Source organism: Streptomyces sp. NPDC053493, assembly GCF_044544825.1.
GTDB lineage: Bacteria > Actinomycetota > Actinomycetes > Streptomycetales > Streptomycetaceae > Streptomyces.
In genome coordinates, this window is record NZ_JBITXS010000002.1 from 398,937 (window position 1) to 415,815 (window position 16,879).

General features: G+C 75.4%; 13 protein-coding genes. 7 read left to right on the forward strand and 6 right to left on the reverse strand.

The window, feature by feature from the left end:
• The first annotated feature begins 111 nt into the window (after positions 1 to 111).
• The 5 genes from ACIGO8_RS07475 (at position 112) to ACIGO8_RS07495 (ending at position 6,482) form a co-directional block, all read left to right on the forward strand.
• Positions 112 to 2,211, forward strand: coding sequence for an ABC transporter permease (locus ACIGO8_RS07475; RefSeq protein WP_399725338.1), 2,100 nt, complete (start codon positions 112 to 114; stop codon positions 2,209 to 2,211).
• Positions 2,212 to 2,240: 29 nt separating this feature from the next.
• Positions 2,241 to 2,978 carry a pyridoxal 5'-phosphate synthase gene (locus ACIGO8_RS07480; RefSeq protein WP_399725341.1) on the forward strand — a complete coding sequence of 246 codons (738 nt, stop codon included), beginning with the start codon at positions 2,241 to 2,243 and terminating at the stop codon, positions 2,976 to 2,978.
• A 273-nt stretch (positions 2,979 to 3,251) separates the two neighbouring features.
• Positions 3,252 to 4,133 (forward strand): alkaline phosphatase family protein, encoded by an 882-nt coding sequence (locus tag ACIGO8_RS07485; protein ID WP_399725345.1) that lies wholly within the window; start codon positions 3,252 to 3,254, stop codon positions 4,131 to 4,133.
• 1 nt (position 4,134) lies between these two features.
• Positions 4,135 to 5,460: an MFS transporter gene (locus ACIGO8_RS07490; RefSeq protein ID WP_399725348.1), complete on the forward strand. Its 1,326-nt coding sequence runs from the start codon at positions 4,135 to 4,137 to the stop codon at positions 5,458 to 5,460.
• Positions 5,457 to 6,482 carry a TolB-like translocation protein gene (locus ACIGO8_RS07495; protein ID WP_399725351.1) on the forward strand — a complete coding sequence of 342 codons (1,026 nt, stop codon included), beginning with the start codon at positions 5,457 to 5,459 and terminating at the stop codon, positions 6,480 to 6,482. The genes ACIGO8_RS07490 and ACIGO8_RS07495 overlap by 4 nt, the downstream gene beginning before the upstream one ends.
• A 13-nt stretch (positions 6,483 to 6,495) precedes the next feature.
• Here the strand turns inward: ACIGO8_RS07495 and ACIGO8_RS07500 are convergent, their stop codons facing one another.
• Positions 6,496 to 7,815 carry a D-arabinono-1,4-lactone oxidase gene (locus ACIGO8_RS07500; RefSeq protein ID WP_399725356.1) on the reverse strand — a complete coding sequence of 440 codons (1,320 nt, stop codon included), beginning with the start codon at positions 7,813 to 7,815 and terminating at the stop codon, positions 6,496 to 6,498.
• Positions 7,816 to 7,995: 180 nt separating this feature from the next.
• On the opposite strand from ACIGO8_RS07500, the gene ACIGO8_RS07505 reads away from it, so the two are divergent.
• Together ACIGO8_RS07505 and ACIGO8_RS07510 are read left to right on the forward strand one after the other, a co-directional pair.
• Positions 7,996 to 9,351, forward strand: a complete 1,356-nt coding sequence (locus tag ACIGO8_RS07505) for an amino acid deaminase/aldolase (protein ID WP_399725359.1) — start codon at positions 7,996 to 7,998, stop codon at positions 9,349 to 9,351.
• Between the two features lie 192 nt (positions 9,352 to 9,543).
• Positions 9,544 to 10,137, forward strand: a complete 594-nt coding sequence (locus ACIGO8_RS07510; RefSeq protein WP_399725362.1) for a TetR/AcrR family transcriptional regulator — start codon at positions 9,544 to 9,546, stop codon at positions 10,135 to 10,137.
• Positions 10,138 to 10,142: 5 nt separating this feature from the next.
• On the opposite strand, the gene ACIGO8_RS07515 is transcribed toward ACIGO8_RS07510, so the two are convergent.
• From ACIGO8_RS07515 to ACIGO8_RS07535, 5 genes are all read right to left on the reverse strand, one after another.
• Positions 10,143 to 11,180, reverse strand: coding sequence for a M48 family metalloprotease (locus ACIGO8_RS07515; protein ID WP_399725365.1), 1,038 nt, complete (start codon positions 11,178 to 11,180; stop codon positions 10,143 to 10,145).
• A gap of 500 nt (positions 11,181 to 11,680) precedes the next feature.
• Positions 11,681 to 12,202 (reverse strand): Pycsar system effector family protein, encoded by a 522-nt coding sequence (locus tag ACIGO8_RS07520; protein WP_399725368.1) that lies wholly within the window; start codon positions 12,200 to 12,202, stop codon positions 11,681 to 11,683.
• Positions 12,199 to 13,479 carry a PE-PGRS family protein gene (locus ACIGO8_RS07525; RefSeq protein ID WP_399725371.1) on the reverse strand — a complete coding sequence of 427 codons (1,281 nt, stop codon included), beginning with the start codon at positions 13,477 to 13,479 and terminating at the stop codon, positions 12,199 to 12,201. Before ACIGO8_RS07525 ends, ACIGO8_RS07520 begins: the two co-directional genes overlap by 4 nt.
• A gap of 34 nt (positions 13,480 to 13,513) precedes the next feature.
• Positions 13,514 to 16,003 carry a hypothetical protein gene (locus tag ACIGO8_RS07530; RefSeq protein WP_399725373.1) on the reverse strand — a complete coding sequence of 830 codons (2,490 nt, stop codon included), beginning with the start codon at positions 16,001 to 16,003 and terminating at the stop codon, positions 13,514 to 13,516.
• Entirely contained in the window at positions 16,000 to 16,842 is an 843-nt protein-coding gene (locus ACIGO8_RS07535) for a hypothetical protein (protein WP_399725376.1), read from the reverse strand. Before ACIGO8_RS07535 ends, ACIGO8_RS07530 begins: the two co-directional genes overlap by 4 nt.
• Between the last annotated feature and the right edge of the window lie 37 nt (positions 16,843 to 16,879).

A 16,879-nucleotide genomic window follows, 5' to 3' on the forward strand; every position in this document is an offset into this window, starting at 1 on the left:
GGTCGCAGCGGCGGCGGGCGCACGCCGCCCGCCGCCTTCCCGATGCCGAGGGGCCGCCCGTTCTACGGGGGGAACGGGCGCCTCCTCCTTCCCCCGTCTCCTGGACCACCGATGAAACGATCAGGCTCGCTCCGCCCCGAAGCCCCTCGCAGCCCGCGTGACCCGCTCGCCCCGCGCAGCCCTCATGCCCCTCGCGCACCGCGCACGCCGCAGGCCCTCGCCCGCCGGTCCGGCGCCCGTCCGCCGCTCGCGCTGGCCCTGCCCGCGCTCCTGGCCGTGGCCTTCCTGACGCTTCCTCTGCTCGGCATCCTCGTACGGACCCGGTGGAGCGAACTCGGCGGGCACCTCACCTCGCCGGCGACCGTCGAGGCGCTGCGGCTCAGCCTGGTCGTGTCGTTCTGGGCACTGGGGCTCTCGCTGCTCCTCGGTGTCCCGCTCGCCTGGCTGCTCGCCCGCGTGTCCTTCCCGGGCAAGGCGCTGGTCCGCTCGCTGGTGCTGCTTCCGATGGTGCTGCCGCCGACCGTCGGCGGTGTCGCCCTGCTGCTCGCCTTCGGCCGGCGCGGGCTCCTCGGGCCGTGGCTGGAGGACACCTTCGGCGTCACGCTGCCGTTCCACACCTCCGGCGCCGTCCTCGCGGCGACGTTCGTGGCGATGCCCTTCCTCGTCATCAGCCTGGAGGGCGCGCTCGGCGGGCTGCGGCCGCGGTACGAGGAGACGGCGGCGTCCCTCGGCGCCTCGCCGGTCCGGGTGTTCTTCACCGTCACGCTCCCCATGGTGGCGCCCGGGCTGATCGCGGGCGCGGCGCTCACCTGGGCCCGGGCGCTCGGCGAGTTCGGCGCCACGATCACCTTCGCCGGGAACCTGCCGGGCACCACCCAGACCCTGCCGCTCCAGGTGTATCTGCTGCTCCAGGACGAGCCGGCGGCGGCGACGTCCGTCTCGCTGCTGCTGCTCGCCATCGCCATGGCCGTGCTCGTCGCGCTGCGCGGCCGCTGGACGGGAGCGCCGGCGGACCGGCGCACCCGCCCGGTCGCCGACGCCGGGCCCGACGACACCGGACCCGACGACGGTGCACCGGCCTGGGTGCCGTCCGCGTCGGTGACGCCCGCCTCGTTGACGTCCGAAACCGGTCCGGCCGGCGCCGACCCGCCGGACGCCTCCGGCGGCGAGGAGCAGCGCTGGGCGCTGCACGCGGAGGTCACCGGCTTCACCCGGCTCACCCTGGACGCCGAACCGGGCACCACCATCGCCGTCGTCGGCCCGAACGGCGCCGGCAAGACGACGCTCCTGCGGGCCCTGCTCGGCCTCACGCCCCGGGCCCACGCCACGCTCCGGCTCGGCGACGCCGACGTCACCGCGCTGCCGCCGCACCGTCGGCACGTCGCCTGGGTGCCGCAGGACGGCGCCCTGTTCCCGCACCTGACGGCCCTCGCGAACACCGCGTACGGGCTGCGGGCGCAAGGAGTGCCGAGGGCGCAGGCCCGCCGGGCGGCACAGCTCTGGCTCGACCGGCTCGGCGTCGGCCGGCTCGCGCACCGCCGGCCCGCCCAGCTGTCCGGTGGGCAGGCCCAACGGGTGGCCCTGGCCCGGGCGCTGGCCGCCCGGCCCCGGCTGCTCGTCCTCGACGAGCCGCTCGCCGCGCTCGACCAGACCACCCGCGCCCACGTCCGGCACACCCTGCGCACGCACCTGGCCGGATTCGGCGGCGTCTGCCTGATCGTCACCCACGACCCGGTGGAGGCGGTCTCGCTCGCCGACCGCGTCCTCGTGCTCGACGAGGGCCGCGCGCTCCAGGACGCCCCGCCCGCCGAGGTGACCCGCCATCCGCACTCGCCGTGGGTCGCGCGGATGCTCGGCCGCAACGCCTGGCCCGGCACCGCGACCGCCGAGGGCCTCGCGCTGCCGGGCGGCGGCACGCTGGTCACGGCCGAGCCGCTGACGCCCGGCACCGAGGCGCTGGCCGTGATCGCGCCCGAGGCGGTGGCCGTCCACCGCGAGAAGCCCGAGGGCAGCCCCCGTAACGTGTGGCCCGGCACCGTACGCGAGATCACCACGAGCGGCAGCAGGCTGCGGGTCCTGGTCACCTCCGACCGGGCGCCGGACCTCGTTGCCGAGATCACGCCTCAGGCGGCGGCCGAACTCGGTCTCGCCGACGGTGTGTTCGTATGGACCAGCGTCAAGGCGACCGAGGCGACGGTCGTGACGCTCTGACGGACCGACGAGAAGGAGAAGCGGACGGCATGAGCACGGTGAACGACGACTCCCCCACCACCCCGGCCCCCGGCTCCGGCCCGGCCGCCGACCGCTCCCACTCCGGATCCGACTCCGGCTCGGTGCGTGACTGGCTGCGCGGCATCGAGGTGTTCGCGCGCCCGCTGCCCGGGTTCGCGACGGACCGGGTGCCGGCGGAGCCGACGGAGCTGTTCCTCGACTGGCTGGCCGGAGCGGTCGAGGCGGGTGTGCCCGACCCGCACGCCATGACGCTCTCGACCGTCGACGAGTCCGGCGACCCGGACGCCCGGGTGCTGATCCTGAAGGACGTCGGCCCCGAGGGCTTCCGCTTCGCGGCTCATGCCGCGAGCCCCAAGGGCGTGCAGCTCGCCGCGACGCCCCGGGCCGCGCTCACCTTCTACTGGGCCGAGCTCGGCCGGCAGGTCCGGGTCCGCGGCGCCGTCCGGACGGAGCCCGCCGAGCGGTCGGCGGCCGACTTCCTCGCCCGTGGCGCAACCGCCCGCGCGGAGGCCCTGCTCGGCCGGCAGAGCCGCTACCTGACCGACCCGGCCGCGCGCGACCGCGCCCTGCGCGACGGCCTCGCCCGGATCGAGGCGGAGCCCGGCCTCGTCGGACCCGCCTGGACGCTCCGCACCGTCGTCCCGGACGTGGTCGAGTTCTGGCAGGCCGACGCTGCCCGCGCCCACACCCGGCTGCGGTACGAGAGGGAAGGCGCCGCCTGGCAGCGGCACCGCCTCTGGCCCTGACGTGGGCGCGCGCTCCGGCCCTGACGTGAGCGCGCGCCGCACCGGACGCATGGCGCCGCACCGTACGCATGTGGCCACACCGTACGCATGGCGCCGCAGGCCGCGTACGCCGGAGGGCGCCCGCCGAGCGGGCCCGTCCGACGGCGCGCGCGGGTGCGGTGCGGCACGAGACGTTTCCCCGCTCTTTACTCCGTGCATCTTCCACGTTGTCATGCTCACTCCTAGCCTTCGGTTGCACCGCCCCCAGCCGTCCCCCTTCAACCGGAGGCAACCGTGTCCGGCGCGCCCACCAAACGCCGCACCGCCCTTCTGTCCGCCCTCGGCCTCGCCGCCGCGTCGATCGGCCTGTGGGCCGGATTCGGCGGTACGTCCTCGGCCCAGGCCGCGGCGACCGTGCCCACGCCCGACCACGTGGTCGTCGTGGTCTTCGAGAACCACGCCTACAGCCAGGTGATCGGCAGCTCCAGCGCCCCGTACATCAACTCGCTGAAGTCCGGCGGGGCCAACCTCACGCAGTCGTACGCCCAGACGCACCCCAGCCAGCCCAACTACTTCGCGCTGTTCTCGGGCTCCACCCAGGGCATCACGGACGACAGCTGCTACACGCCCGGCTTCTCGTCCGCGCCCAACCTGGCCTCCGAGCTGATCGCCGCCGGCAAGACCTGGGCCAGCTACAACGAGACGCTGCCCAGCCAGGGCTCGACGACGTGCAGCAGCGGCAAGTACGCCCGCAAGCACAACCCCTGGTTCGGCTTCTCCAACGTCCCGACCTCGTCGGCCTACACCTTCGCGCAGTTCCCGACCGACTTCACGAAGCTGCCGCAGGTGTCCTTCGTCGTCCCGAACCTGTGCAGCGACATGCACGACTGCTCGGTCGGCACCGGTGACACCTGGCTGAAGAACAACCTCGGCGCCTACGCGACCTGGGCGAAGACCCACAACAGCCTGCTCGTCGTCACCTTCGACGAGGACAACCGGCTCGCCGGCAACAAGATCCCGACGGTCTTCTACGGCCAGCAGGTCACCCCGGGCGCCACGTCCTCGACCACGTACAACCACTACAACGTGCTGCGCACCATCGAGGACATGTACGGCACCTCGCACGCCGGACAGGCCGCCAACGCGACCCCGATCACGGGCATCTGGACGTCCTGACGTGTACGTAGCGGACAGTCGCAGCACTCCCGCGACGGCCGCGCCCGCCGCCGCCCGGAACCCCGGTTCCGGGCGGCGGCGCCACGCCGTCGCCCCGACCGTGCTCGCGCTCGGCACGGTCAGCCTCGTCACGGACGTGTCCTCGGAGATGGTCGCGGCCGTGCTGCCGCTCTACCTGGTCTCCGGGCTCGGCCTCTCGCCGCTCGGGTTCGGCCTGCTCGACGGCGTCTACAACGGCTTCAGCGCGCTCGTGCGGCTCGTCGGCGGGCACCTCGCCGACCGGGGCGGCCGCCACAAGACGGTGGCGCTGCTCGGCTACGGCCTGTCCGCGCTGTGCAAGCCGCTGCTCCTGGTCGCGGCCTCGCTGCCGCTGATCGGCGCCGTGCTCGCCGCCGACCGCACCGGCAAGGGCCTGCGCACGGCGCCGCGCGACGCCCTGATCTCGCTGGCCTCGCCCGAGGAGTCCCGCGGCCGGGCCTTCGGCGTGCACCGGACGATGGACACCGCCGGCGCCCTGATCGGCCCGCTGACCGCCTTCCTGATCCTGCGTCAGACCGTGGACGGTTACGACGCCGTGTTCACGGTCAGCTTCTGCGTGGCCGCCGCCGGCGTGCTGGTCCTGGTCCTGTTCGTACCGTCGCGCCCGCCACGGCCGACACCGCCGGCACGGCCCGCACGGTCGGCACCGTCGGCACCCGCCTCCGCCGAGGCGCCGCGCCCCTCGCTCAAGGCCGCCCTCGCCCTGCTCCGGATCCGCGACGTGCGCCGCCTCGCCGTCGTCGCCGTGCTGCTCGGCCTCGCCACGGTCAGCGACTCGTTCGTCTATCTGCTGCTGCAGCGGCGCCTCGGCGTCCCCGACCGCTGGTTCGCGCTGCTGCCGCTCGGCACCGCCGCCGCCTTCCTGCTGCTCGCCGTGCCGCTCGGCCGGCTCGCCGACCGGATCGGCAGCCGGCGGGTCTTCCTCGGCGGCCACGGCGCCCTGCTCCTCGCCTACGGCGCGCTGCTCAGCGGCTGGCACGGCGCCGCGCTCCCCTGGCTGGTCCTGGCGCTGCACGGCGCCTTCTACGCGGCGACCGACGGTGTCCTGATGGCGGCCGCGGCCGGCTCCGTCCCCGCCGAGCTGCGCTCCTCCGGGCTCGCCCTGATCCAGACGGGACAGGCGCTCGCCCGGTTCGGCTGCTCGATCGCGTTCGGCGCGGCGTGGACCGCGTGGGGCGACCGCACGGCGCTCGGCACGGCGACCGCCGCGCTCACGGTGTGCGTGCTGGCCGCCCTCGCGCTGCGGCCCGCGGCCACTCCTCCCGTACCGAAGGAAGACCCCGCATGACCCTGCGCAGCAAACTGCTCGTCCTGATCGCGACGCTCGCCGTGCTCGGCGGCGTGGCCACCGCCTCGCTGCTGCACGCCTCCGACCGGGCCGCCGAGAAGGACCGGCCGCAGGCGGGCGGCCCGGCGGTGACGGCAGGACCGGTCTCCCTCGCGCCCGGCGCCGCCCGCCGGATCGTCTTCCGCAACATGGCCTGGGGCCCGCACCGCGACGAGCTGGTGACCGTCCCGGCCGGCGCGCCCGCGGGCCCGCGCACCTCGTCCGGTGTGACGTGCCTGCGCTTCCACGCCGCCGCCGGCACCGGGATCTGTCTGCGGGCCGAGCGCGGCGCCGTCCAGGACACGTATCGCGCGGTGCTCCTGGACGCCGGCCTCAAGGAGCGCGCGCACTACCCGCTGCCGGGCATTCCCACCCGGGCCCGGGTCTCGCCGTCGGGCCGGCTGGTGGCGTGGACGGTGTTCGTGGGCGGCGACTCGTACGCGGGCTCCGACTTCTCCACCCGGACCGCCGTCCTGGACACCCGCTCCGGCGCGCTCACCGAGTCGCTGGAGGAGTTCCGGGTGGTGAAGGACGGCACGGAGCACCACGCCGCCGACACCAACTTCTGGGGCGTCACCTTCTCCCGCGACGACGTGCACTTCTACGCGACGATGGCGACCGGCGGGCAGACCTACCTGGTCCGCGGCGACCTGGCGCGGCGCACCGTCACCACGCTCCACCGGAACGTCGAGTGCCCGTCCCTGTCTCCGGACGAGACCCGGATCGTGTACAAGAAGCGGGTCGCGGGCGCGCCGGCCGACGCGCCCTGGCGGCCGTACGCCCTGGACCTCGCGACCGGGCGGGAGACCGCGCTGGCCGAGACCCGCAGCGTCGACGACCAGGCGGTGTGGCTGGACGACCGCACGGTCGCGTACTCCCTGCCGGGCGACTACGGCGCGGACCTCTACACGGTCCCGGCCGACGGCTCCGGGCGCCCGGCACGGCTGCTGACGGCGGGTCTGGCGCCGGCGTTCCTCGGCTGAGGCGGAGGCCAGGTCAGGAACGGCCCTCGGGAGCCGGGCCGAGGACGCGGTCGAGGTACGGGTTGGCGAAGACGCCGGCCGGGTCGAGGGCGTCGCGCAGGGCGACGAAGTCGTCGAAGTGCGGGTAGCGGGGCCGGAGCCGGGCGGCGTCGAGGTCGTGCATCTTGCCCCAGTGCGGCCGGCCGCCGTGCTCGCCGAGGATCCGCTGGCAGGCGTCGAAGTACCGGCGGTACGGCATCCGGTGGTACTGGTGGAAGGCGATGTAGCAGGTGTCGCGGCCCTGCGCGGTGGAGAGCCAGATGTCGTCGGCGGCCGCGAAGCGGACCTCCAGCGGGAAGGAGACCGGCTCCTCGTGGGTGTCGACCCACCGCCGGATCTCGCGCAGCGCGTCCACGGCGTGCTCGCGCGGGATCGCGAACTCGCCCTCGTGGAAGCGGACGTCGCGCACCGAGGCGAAGATCCGGTAGGCGTGGTCGGTCCAGGTCCGTGAGGACATGGCGCGCGCCGCGAAGCGGGTGATGGGCGGGACGAGGCGCGGGAAGCGGGTGCCGATCCGGTTCAGCGCCTCGAAGCCGGGCCCGCTGACGGCCTCGTCGAGGCGCCGGGAGAAGGCGCCGATCGGGGCGAGCGGAGTGTCGCCCGGCAGCCGCTCGAAGCGGCGGGTGAGGGTGACGTCGCTGTGCGGGAACCAGAAGAACTCGAAGTGGTCGTGGGTGTCGGCGAGTTCCTGGGCGCGCTCCAGGGTCTCGGCGGCCGGCATCGCCGCGTCGCGGGCGTGCAGCGCGAAGAGCGGCACGGTCTGGAGCGTGACGCGGGTGAGGATCCCGAGCGCGCCGAGGCCGACCCGGGCCGCCGCGAACAGCTCGGGCCGTTCGGTGGGCGTGCAGGTGGTCACGGTGCCGTCGGCCAGGACGAGTTCGAGCGCCCGCACCTGGGTCGCGATGCCGCCGAAGCGGATGCCGGAGCCGTGGGTGCCGGTGGAGATGGCGCCGGAGACGGTCTGGCGATCGATGTCTCCCATGTTCTCCAGGGCGAGGCCGTGCGCGGCGAGCAGCGGATTGAGCTTCCACAGCGGCATGCCCGCGCCGACGGTGACGAGACCGGTGCCGGGGTCGACCGCGTGCAGGGCGTCGAGGCCGTCGAGCCGGAGCTGGACGTCGGGAGCGACGGCGACGGCGCTGAAGGAGTGGCCCGAGCCGACGGCCTTGACCCGCAGCCCGTCCCGTACCGCGGCCTTGACCGCCTCGGCGACCGCCTCGGTGTCCGCCGGGCGCCGGATCCGCCGGGGGCGGGCCTCCTCGTTTCCGGCCCAGTTGCGCCACACGTCGCTCATGCCAGGTCCTCCCGCCGTCTCATCGTCTCACCCGGCCGCGCCGGTCTCGTCCGGACCGGGCGTCCGGGGAAGACTGAACTTGGACAACCGTCCAAGTCAAGGGTTCCCGCCTCTTGACTTGGACGGTCGACCAAGAGACCGTGGCGGCTCCTCGACCGGACGACGGAAGGGCCGTACGCCATGGGAAGCGCAGCCTCCGACACCGCCGAAGGCCACGCCCTCGCCGACGCGGGTGCGGGCACGGACACGGGCGTGGACACGGGCACGGGCGTGGCTACGGACACCGGCGTCGGCACGGGCGCGGACACGGACACCTCGCACCGGCTGACCGGGACCGGGCGCGCCGCCGGGTTCGCCGACCTGGAGCAGGCCACGGCCGAACTGCGGCCGCCCTTCGCCGTGGTCGACCTGGGCGCGCTGCGGGCCAACGCCGCGCAGATGGTGCGCCGCGCCGGCGGCAAGCCGGTCCGGCTGGCCAGCAAGTCGCTGCGCTGCCGGGCCCTGATCGACGACGTGCTGCGGCTGCCCGGCTTCTCCGGGATCCTCGCCTTCACGCTGCCCGAGGCGCTGTGGCTCGCCCGCGGCAACCCCGACGCCGACGTCCTGGTCGGCTATCCGACGGCCGACGTGCCCGCGCTGCGCGAACTTGCCGCCGACGAGGCCGCCGCGGCCCGGATCACGGTGATGGTGGACTCCCTGGAGCACCTGGACCTGCTCGCCGAGGCGCTCGGCCCCTCCGGGCCGCCCGTACGGGTCTGTCTCGACCTCGACGCCTCGCTCCGGCTCCTCGGCGGCCGCGTCCACCTCGGCATGCGCCGCTCGCCGCTCCACGCGCCCGAGCAGGCCCGCGCACTGGCGCTCACCGTGCTGTCCCGGCCGCGGCTGCGGCTCGTCGGCGTCATGTCGTACGAGGGCCAGATCGCCGGCGTCGGCGACGACCAGCCCGGCCAGGCACGGCCGATGCGCACGGCGGTGCGGCTGGTGCAGAAGGTCTCCGCGCAGGAGCTGCGTGCCCGCCGCGCCGCCGCGATCCGCGCCGTACGGTCCGTCGCGCCGCTGGAGTTCGTCAACGGCGGCGGCACCGGCAGCCTGGAGAGCACCTCCGCCGAGCCCGCGGTCACCGAACTCGGCGCCGGCTCGGGCCTGTACGCCCCGACGCTGTTCGACCACTACCGCGGCTTCCGGCCGCTGCCCGCCGCCTTCTTCGCGCTGGCCGTCGTACGGCGCCCGGCTCCGGGTCACGTCACCGTGCTCGGCGGCGGCTGGGCGGCGTCGGGCGCCGCGGGACCGGACCGGCTGCCCGTGCCCGTCCATCCGGCGGGCCTGCGACTGCTGCCGGCCGAGGGCGCGGGCGAGGTCCAGACACCGCTCGCCGGGCCCGCGGCGGACACCCTGCGGATGGGCGACCGGGTGTGGTTCCGGCACGCCAAGGCCGGCGAGCTGTGCGAGCGGGTCGACACCCTCCACCTCGTGGAGGGCGACCGGATCGTGGACGCGGTGCCGACCTACCGGGGCGAGGGCCAGGCCTTCCTCTAGGCCGCCCGCGAGAGACCCTTCGGGGCCTTCTCGGGGTCTTCTCGGGGCCTTCTCGGGGCCTTGTCCGGGCGGGTCTTCCGGTACGTTGGCAGGCCCCGGTGTCCCGCAGGCACCGGCGGCACCGCGGGCCCTGCCCGCACCGCCAGCACCACCCGCACCGCCCGAAACACCCGATCAGCCCGAGGGAGTCCGATGCCGCGACTGTCCGCCGACGAGCGCCGCGAGCAGCTGGCGGAGGCGGCGATCCGCGTGATGATCCGGGACGGCGTGGCGAAGACGACCACGCGGGCCGTGGTCACCGAGGCCGGCGTGCCGCTGGGCGCCTTCCACTACTGCTTCCGCTCCAAGGAGGAGCTGTTCCAGACCGTGATCGAGCGGATCATGGAGCGGAACCTGCCGTCCGAGGCCGTCCGGACCGAGGGCGCAGCTCCGTACGAGGCGTTCCGCTCGACCCTCCACTCCTACTGGGACCAGGTCCGCGCCCGGCCCGCCGAGCACCTCGTGACGTACGAACTCACCCAGTACGCCCTGCGCCAGCCCGGTCTCACGGACCTGGCCCGCCGCCAGTACCGCCACTACCAGGCCGTCAACCGGGCCCATCTGGAGGCGATGGCGGGCGCGACGGGCATCACCTGGACCGTCGACCTCGACGTCCTCGCCCGCCACGGGCTGAGCGTCCTCGACGGCCTGACGCTCAACTGGCTGATCGACCGCGACGACGCCCAGGCCTCGGCCGCCCTCGACGAGTACGCCCGCTACCTCGCCTCGGTGGCCCACCGGGACTGACGGTCCTAGACCGTACGGCGGTTCTGCTGGGACATGACCAGGCGTACGTTGCGGAGGCGGGCCTCGGCGTTGGTGTGGGCGGCCCTGGCCGCGAGGCGGCCGCCGGGCGGGGCCGGGGCCTGCTGGGGAGCGGGAGGCGCGGGCGGGTACGGCTGGTGCGGGAAGGCCGGCACGGCGCCCGCAGGCGGCGGCGTCGGGGCGTAGGGCGGGGCGCCGGGGACGGCGACGACGGCGTCGGCCGTCAGGACGTCCTCCAGCGCCTCACCGAAGCCGAGCCCCACCGCGTACGCGTCGGCCCGGAACTCGGCCCGCCGGTGCAGCCATCGGATGAGGAGCGGGGCCGCGGCCACCGGCAGGACGAGCCACCACATTCCCTCCACGAAGGTCATGAGGAAGAGGAACTGGAGGATCGTCAGGGACAGGCAGCCGCCGCAGGCGATGCCGGCCCAGTTCTTGGTGCGGAAGAGCAGGAACAGCAGGGCCAGGATCGCCCGGCCGGACGCGCGCGCGGGCAGGGCGTACCAGTCGGCCAGCATCGCCGCCCAGGTGTGCCCGCCCACGTGGTGGCCGAGTTCGTGGGCGAGGATCGCCGCGAGGCGGGTGTTGGGGAGCCGTTCCATCGCGTGCCGGGTGACCGCCACGATGTGTCCGGCGGCGGCCGTGGCGTTCAGCTCGGTGCGTTCCTGGATCCAGAGTTCGTACGTCTCGCGGTCCACGCCGGCCCGCCGGGTCACCTGCTCCCACACGACGTCCAGCCGCCGGGCCTCCTCCGGAGTGGGCCTGCGCATCCCGAACAGGCGCCGGGCGATGGCCGCTTCGACCGTGCGGTGGAAGACGAGCGGCCCGGACAGCAGCCAGGCCACCGGCACGACCACGGCGAGGAACGGGTTGACCATGCCGGACACCAGGGCGACCACGGCCAGGCTGATCAGTCCGATGGGCACGGTCACGAGGAGGTGGGACAGCGCGGCGCCGTCGATGCCCCGCTGGACGGCCTTCACCATCCGTCGACCCTGGTCCAGGGCCAGGTCGTCGTGGTCCACGGCCGGCGCCGGCCAGGGGGACGGCGGCGGAGGTGCCACGGGCGGGGGCGGTACGGGCTGAGGAGGTGCGGCGAGCCGCGGAGGCGCCGCGGGCTGCGGAGGCACGGGCGGCTGCGGCTGTGGCTGTGACGGGAGTGGGAGGGGCGCGGGAGGGAGCGGCGCGGGAGGGAGGGCGGGCGGCGGCTCGTGCGACCTCGGCGGCGGCACCGCCTCACCGGGATACGCCGGCGGCGGCGCGTCGCGTAACGCCGTGAGCACCTCGGCGGGACGGGCGGGATACGCGGGCGGCGGCGCCTCGCCGAGACCCTCTCCCGGATACGCGGGCGGCGCGGCCTGCGGGTAGGCGGGCGGCTCCTCGCCCGGGTAGGACGGGGGCGGGGGCTCGTCGCCGGGGTACGGCGGCGGAGGGACGTCCTCGTGGTCGGACATGACGATGGGTCTCCTGACGGTTCCGTGTCGATACGAGTCGCCGGCGGCGCCGCGTCGCGGGCGCGGCGGACTCAGCCGGCGAGCAGCGCGCCGGGCAGCAGCACCAGGGCCGCCGTGAAGCCGGCCAGACCGGCCCTCAGCCAGCCGTACTTGATCGCGACGATCCGGCTGTTCTCCGTGAGCGAGGCGAGGAGCGCGGCCCGGGGAGCGCGGTCGGTCTCCCGCAGCGCCTCCTCCAGGACCGCGGGGCCGCGGCGGGCCGCGCCGCGGATGTCCGCGAAGTGGGTGAGCGGGGCGCCCGGGCGCCAGCCGGCCCGCCGGTAGCGGGGCAGGACGGCCATGAGCAACGAGACGAGCGAGGCGAGGAAGCAGACGGCTCCCGTCCACCACAGGGCCTGGCCGGGCCCGGAGAGTTCGGCCGGGCGCCAGCCGCGGGTGGCGAGGACGCCGACGAGCGCGGCGGCGGCCATGCCCTGGGCGGCCACGAGGACCGAGCCCTTGGTGTCGGCGCGGGCGGCCTCCAGGCGGAGTTCGGCGAGGAGGCGCTCGGCGGTGCCGCGGGCCCGCGGTTCCGGTGCGGTGGCGGCGCTCATCGCGGGGGCTGCGTGGACTGCGGCGGCAGCGGAGGCAGCGGCGGCGGGGACGGGTAGCCGAAGACCGGCCCGTCCTCCGGCGCAGGCGGCGGCGTGCCCTCCCCGCCGTCCGTGCCGTCCGCGTCGTGCGACGTCGCCGGCGGCTCGGGAGCGGCCTGCGGCTCCGGCGGCGCGGGCGGAACCGGCGGCACCGGCGGGACGGGCGGCGCCTCGACGGCGGGCGGCAGCGGCTGGGCGAGCGAGCCCTGCGAGAGCTTCGCGCTCAGCACCTCCTTGATGACGTTCGCGGCGAGCCGGCGCGGCTCGTCCAGCTGGTGCTCCTCCAGGCCGCCCGGGCCGCCGCCGAGCGCCTGGAGGGCGACGGTCAGCTGGTTCTGCATGGTCAGCAGCTGGTCCTGGCGGAGGTTCTCCATGACGAGGCGCGCGTCCTCGGGGTGCCGGGCGAGCTGGAAGGCCATGGCGGCCGGCCCGCCGCGCTCCAGGTAGTAGGCGTAGTACTCGATCTTCTTGGCCTCGATCTCCTGGAGTTCCAGCTCCTGGCGGCCGCGGGCGAGGCTGCGCTCGTGGTCGAGCGCCTGCCGCTGGAGTTCGACGCGGTGCTGCTGCTCGCCCTGGGCGAGGGCGCGCTGCGCCGCGAGCTCGTCCTCGCGCATGAGCAGGGCGTGCTGGGGTTCGAGCTTGCGGCGCGCGAACTCGATCTCGCGCAGCTGGCGTTCCTGTTCGAGGGCCGCCTCGTCGCGCCGGATCTGCAGCCCGCAGCGGATCTCGAGTCCGGCGGTGACGCCCAGCGGTCCGCCGGCTTCGAGGGCCTTGCGGGCGTGGAGTTCGGCGGCGGCGCTGTCCTCCATGGCGTAACCGCGGAGCACGGGCCGCACGGCCCGTTCGACCAGGCGCTGCACCATGGCGGGCACGTTGCGCTCGCCGCTGGCGACGAAGGCGGCCGGGTCGAGGACCTGCCAGGTGCAGCTGAGGGACACCTCGAAGAGGAAGGCGTCGTTCTGGCTGGTGAGCGCGAGGACGGCGGTGGCCTCGTGCCGGCCCATGTCGACCTCGTACACGCTGGTCCAGCGCCGGGTGGCGAGCTCCGTACGGCTGGGGCGGCTCGGCGGCAGATAGGTGTCGAGCGCGCCCTGCGAGGTGGTGAAGACGAGGGCGTGGTCGATGCGGGTGGCACGCAGCGGCTTGAAGCGGGACAGCTCCTGGATCGTGACGACCGGGTCGACGAGGACGGAGTGACGGTTGGCGTCCTGCTGCCACTGGGGCGGCTGGCTCATCATGGTGACGCTGCTCCTTGGGACGGGCTCACCGGGTTCACCGGGAGGAGGTGGCGGCCGGGGTTCGGGGGTCCGCGTGCGGTGCGGACAGCAGGGCGCGCAGCCGGAGGGCCACGGGAGGCGGGGCGGCCTCGCCGTCGGCGCGCAGGTTCTCCAGGAGGTAGGCGAGCCGCCGGTGGTCCTCGGTGGAGACGGCGAGCAGCGGCAGCAGTTCGGCGAGCGCGGCCTCGGCTCCCGGGTCGTCGGCGGCGGCGCGGATCCACTGGCGCAAGGTGGTGAGTCCGGAGGCGGAGCACATCGGGTCGCCCAGGACGCCGCGCCACAGGGCGGCGAGGGCGTGCCGCAGGACCGCTCCGTCCGTACCGGGCGCCGGGTCGGCCCGGGCGAACAGGTCGAGCAGCAGCGGGCGTCCGGTGCCGGCGGGGCCGTCCGTGGGGCCGCAGGCGTGGACGGTGGTGCGCAGGACGAAGTCCCTAGTGGCGCCGCGGACGAGCGGCGGCAGGGCGCTCCACAGGCCGGCGGCCGTGTCCCAGTCCTCGCGGGCGGACGCCTGCTGTCCGGCGGCGAGCAGCAGGGTGGCGGCGGAGCCCGCGAGGTCGTTGCGCTCCTCCGTCCAGCCGCGGGCGGGTCCGCCGCGGGCCTCCATGGCGCGGGCGGCCTCGGTGAGCGCCGCGAGCGCCTCGCGGGGAAAGGCGTCGCCGGCCAGGGCGTAGCCGCGGACGGCGGTCCAGCGCAGCCGGTGGTCCGGGGCGGTGCACCACTCGGCGAGGATGCGCGAGACGTGCGGGGCGCCGAGGTGGTGGGCGAGGGCCAGCGCGTTGGCGGCGGCGAGGCGGGCGCGCAGCCGCCGGTCGGCGGCCCAGGAGCGGATGAGGAGCGCCATCGCGGAGGGCAGGTCGGCCTCGGCCATGACGGCGGCGGTGGCGGCGGCGCGGGTGCGGACGACGGGCCGCGGGTCGTCGGCGAGGCGGCGCAGCCAGGCGACGAGCGCGGGCCGGGCGGAGGGATGGCCGGTCCACACCTCGCGCAGCAGGGTGATGGCGGTCAGCCGGTCCCGGAACTGCACCTTGGTCTGGAGCACCGGTCCCCACTCGGTCTCCTCCGGCTCCTGGTAGCGGTCGGCGAGTGCCTGCTCGACGCGCTGGGCGCTGGAGGTGCCGAAGACCGGGATGCGGGCGGGCTCGCCGGGGTTCTCGATGCGCTGGAGGAGGCCGTAGAGGACGTCGCTCAGCTCGGCGGTGAGCGGGTAGGGAGCCTCGTCGAAGGTGGCCAGGGCGATGAGGAAGGCCTTGTCGTGCAGGGTGTGGTCGGTGCTGTCGAACCAGGCGCGGACCTGGCGTTCGGCGGCGTAGTGGCCGAAGGCGCCGAGTTCGGCCAGGGACACGGTGCCGCGGGCGTGGCCGGCGACGCGTTCGGCGAAGCGGGCGGTGTCGGCGACCGGCCGGTGGTGGGCGAGGACCGCCCGTACCTCGGGCAGTTCGAGCAGTTCGGCCACGGTCCGGCCGCCCAGGTCACGGTTCCTGAGGTGTCCGGCGAGCAGCGCGGCAGGCTCCGGCGCGCGCCAGGCGACGGGAGTGACGCCGCCGTGGACGACGGGGTGGGGCCCGACGACGAGGACGAGGTGGCCGCCGGTGGCGTGGAGCCGCTCGCTGAGGGCCCGGACGTGGTGCTCGTGCACGGGCCGTTCGGCGCTGGTGGCGAAGTCGGCGACGAGATGGCCGCAGCCTTCGCGGAGTTCGCCGACGAGCCGGCCGGGCGGGAGGGCGGGGTCGAGGGCCCGGTAGGAGCGGGCGCCGGCCGCGCGGAGCAGCATGAGGGCGGCGGCCCGGCGGCCGGTGGTGGCGGGGCCGGAGAGGATGGCGAGGCGGTGTTCTCGCAGTGAGGCGAGCGCGAGGGCGAACGGGCTGCCGGGCTCCCACGGTTCGTCCGCGCCGCGGCCGTCGGTGGTCGTCATGCCGTCGGCGTGCGCCATCCGGTCGGTGGTCGCCACGCGGTCGGCGGGGCCGGTGGGGTCGGAGGGCGTGGTACGGGCGGCGGGGCCGGTGGGGGCTGAGAACGTCGCACCGCCGGCGAGCGCCGCACCGGCGTCGGGCGCCGTACCGCGGCCCGGGCCGTCGCCGTCGCGTTCGGCGGGCGGGTGGACGAAGTGCCGGGCGAGGGCCTCGACTTCGGCGCTCGGAATCTCGCCGGAGCGCTCCTCGGTGTCGCCGCCGAGGTGGTACTCCACCTTGCTGCCGCCGAGGATGACGTCTCCGGTGACCTGGCCGCCGCTGACGCCGTGCTGGTCGCCGCCGACCAGGGAGCCGCCGATCCGGGCGGACTGCCCGAGCATGATGCCGGGGCTGTGCCGGTAGAGGTCGCGGCGGGAGTCCCAGGCGTGTTCCGTCTCGGTCTCGGTGTCCGCGTCCGTTAACTCCTCTTTCCCGGCGGCCGGTTCGGCGGCCGCGTCGGGCGGCTGGGGCGTGGCGGCCGGGGCCGCCGGGCGCTGCGGGTCGGGGTGGTCCTGCGGGTCCGCGGGCGCGTTCACGAACGGCCTCCGTCCTCGTCCTTGCCGCCGGTCACGTTCCGCGTGCCGCCGAGGACGACGTCGCCGGTGACCTCGCCGCCGCTCACGCCGTGCAGGTCGCCGCCGACGAGGGAGCCGTGGACCACGGGAGCGCCGCCGTGGAAGTGGAAGACGGCTCCGGCCGGGCGTTCCTGCGCGGCCGGGGCGGGCGCCGGAGCCTCGGCGGGCGCGGCCACGGCGGCCGGCGCGGAGTCGGGAGCCGGTACGGAGTCGGGCGCGGCGCCCTGGTGGATCCAGGCGGGCAGCACGCCGTCCTTCACGGTGACGTCCGTCCGCCGGAAGAGCTCCGGCCGTACGCCCCGGTGTCCGTGCCGGACCACGCCCTCGTACACCGGCGCGCTCACGGCGAGTACGCAGTGCTCGTCGGGGCGCGCGGCGAGGACGTCGCGCAGCACCTGGGCGTCGAGCAGGCGGCAGGCCTGGTTGAGGTCGTGGCCGACGAGGCCTCCGGTGGTGCCGGTGTGCGGGTCGTGGGCCACCTCGCCGGCGGCGAGGACGATCCTGAGCCGCATCTGGGCGCTGTCGGAGGCGAGCAGGTTGTGCCCGTGGAGGAGTTCGGGCGTGGTGGTGAGCAGGGACCGCAGGAGCACGGTCTTCGCCACGTCGCCGTTGAGCAGGACGATCAGGGCGTCTCCGCGGTCCTCGCGGTACTGCTGGGTGGCCTCGACGCCGGCGGCTTCGAGCGTCTGGTCCACGATCTTGTTCAGGGTGCGCCGCAGGACGGCCTGCACCACGTCGTCACGACGGCTGAACCGCTCGATGTCGAGGAGCAGGATGGTCCGGTTGACAGGCTCGCGCATGGCCGCCTTCCGCTGGTGACAGGGCCCGTTCGGGGCC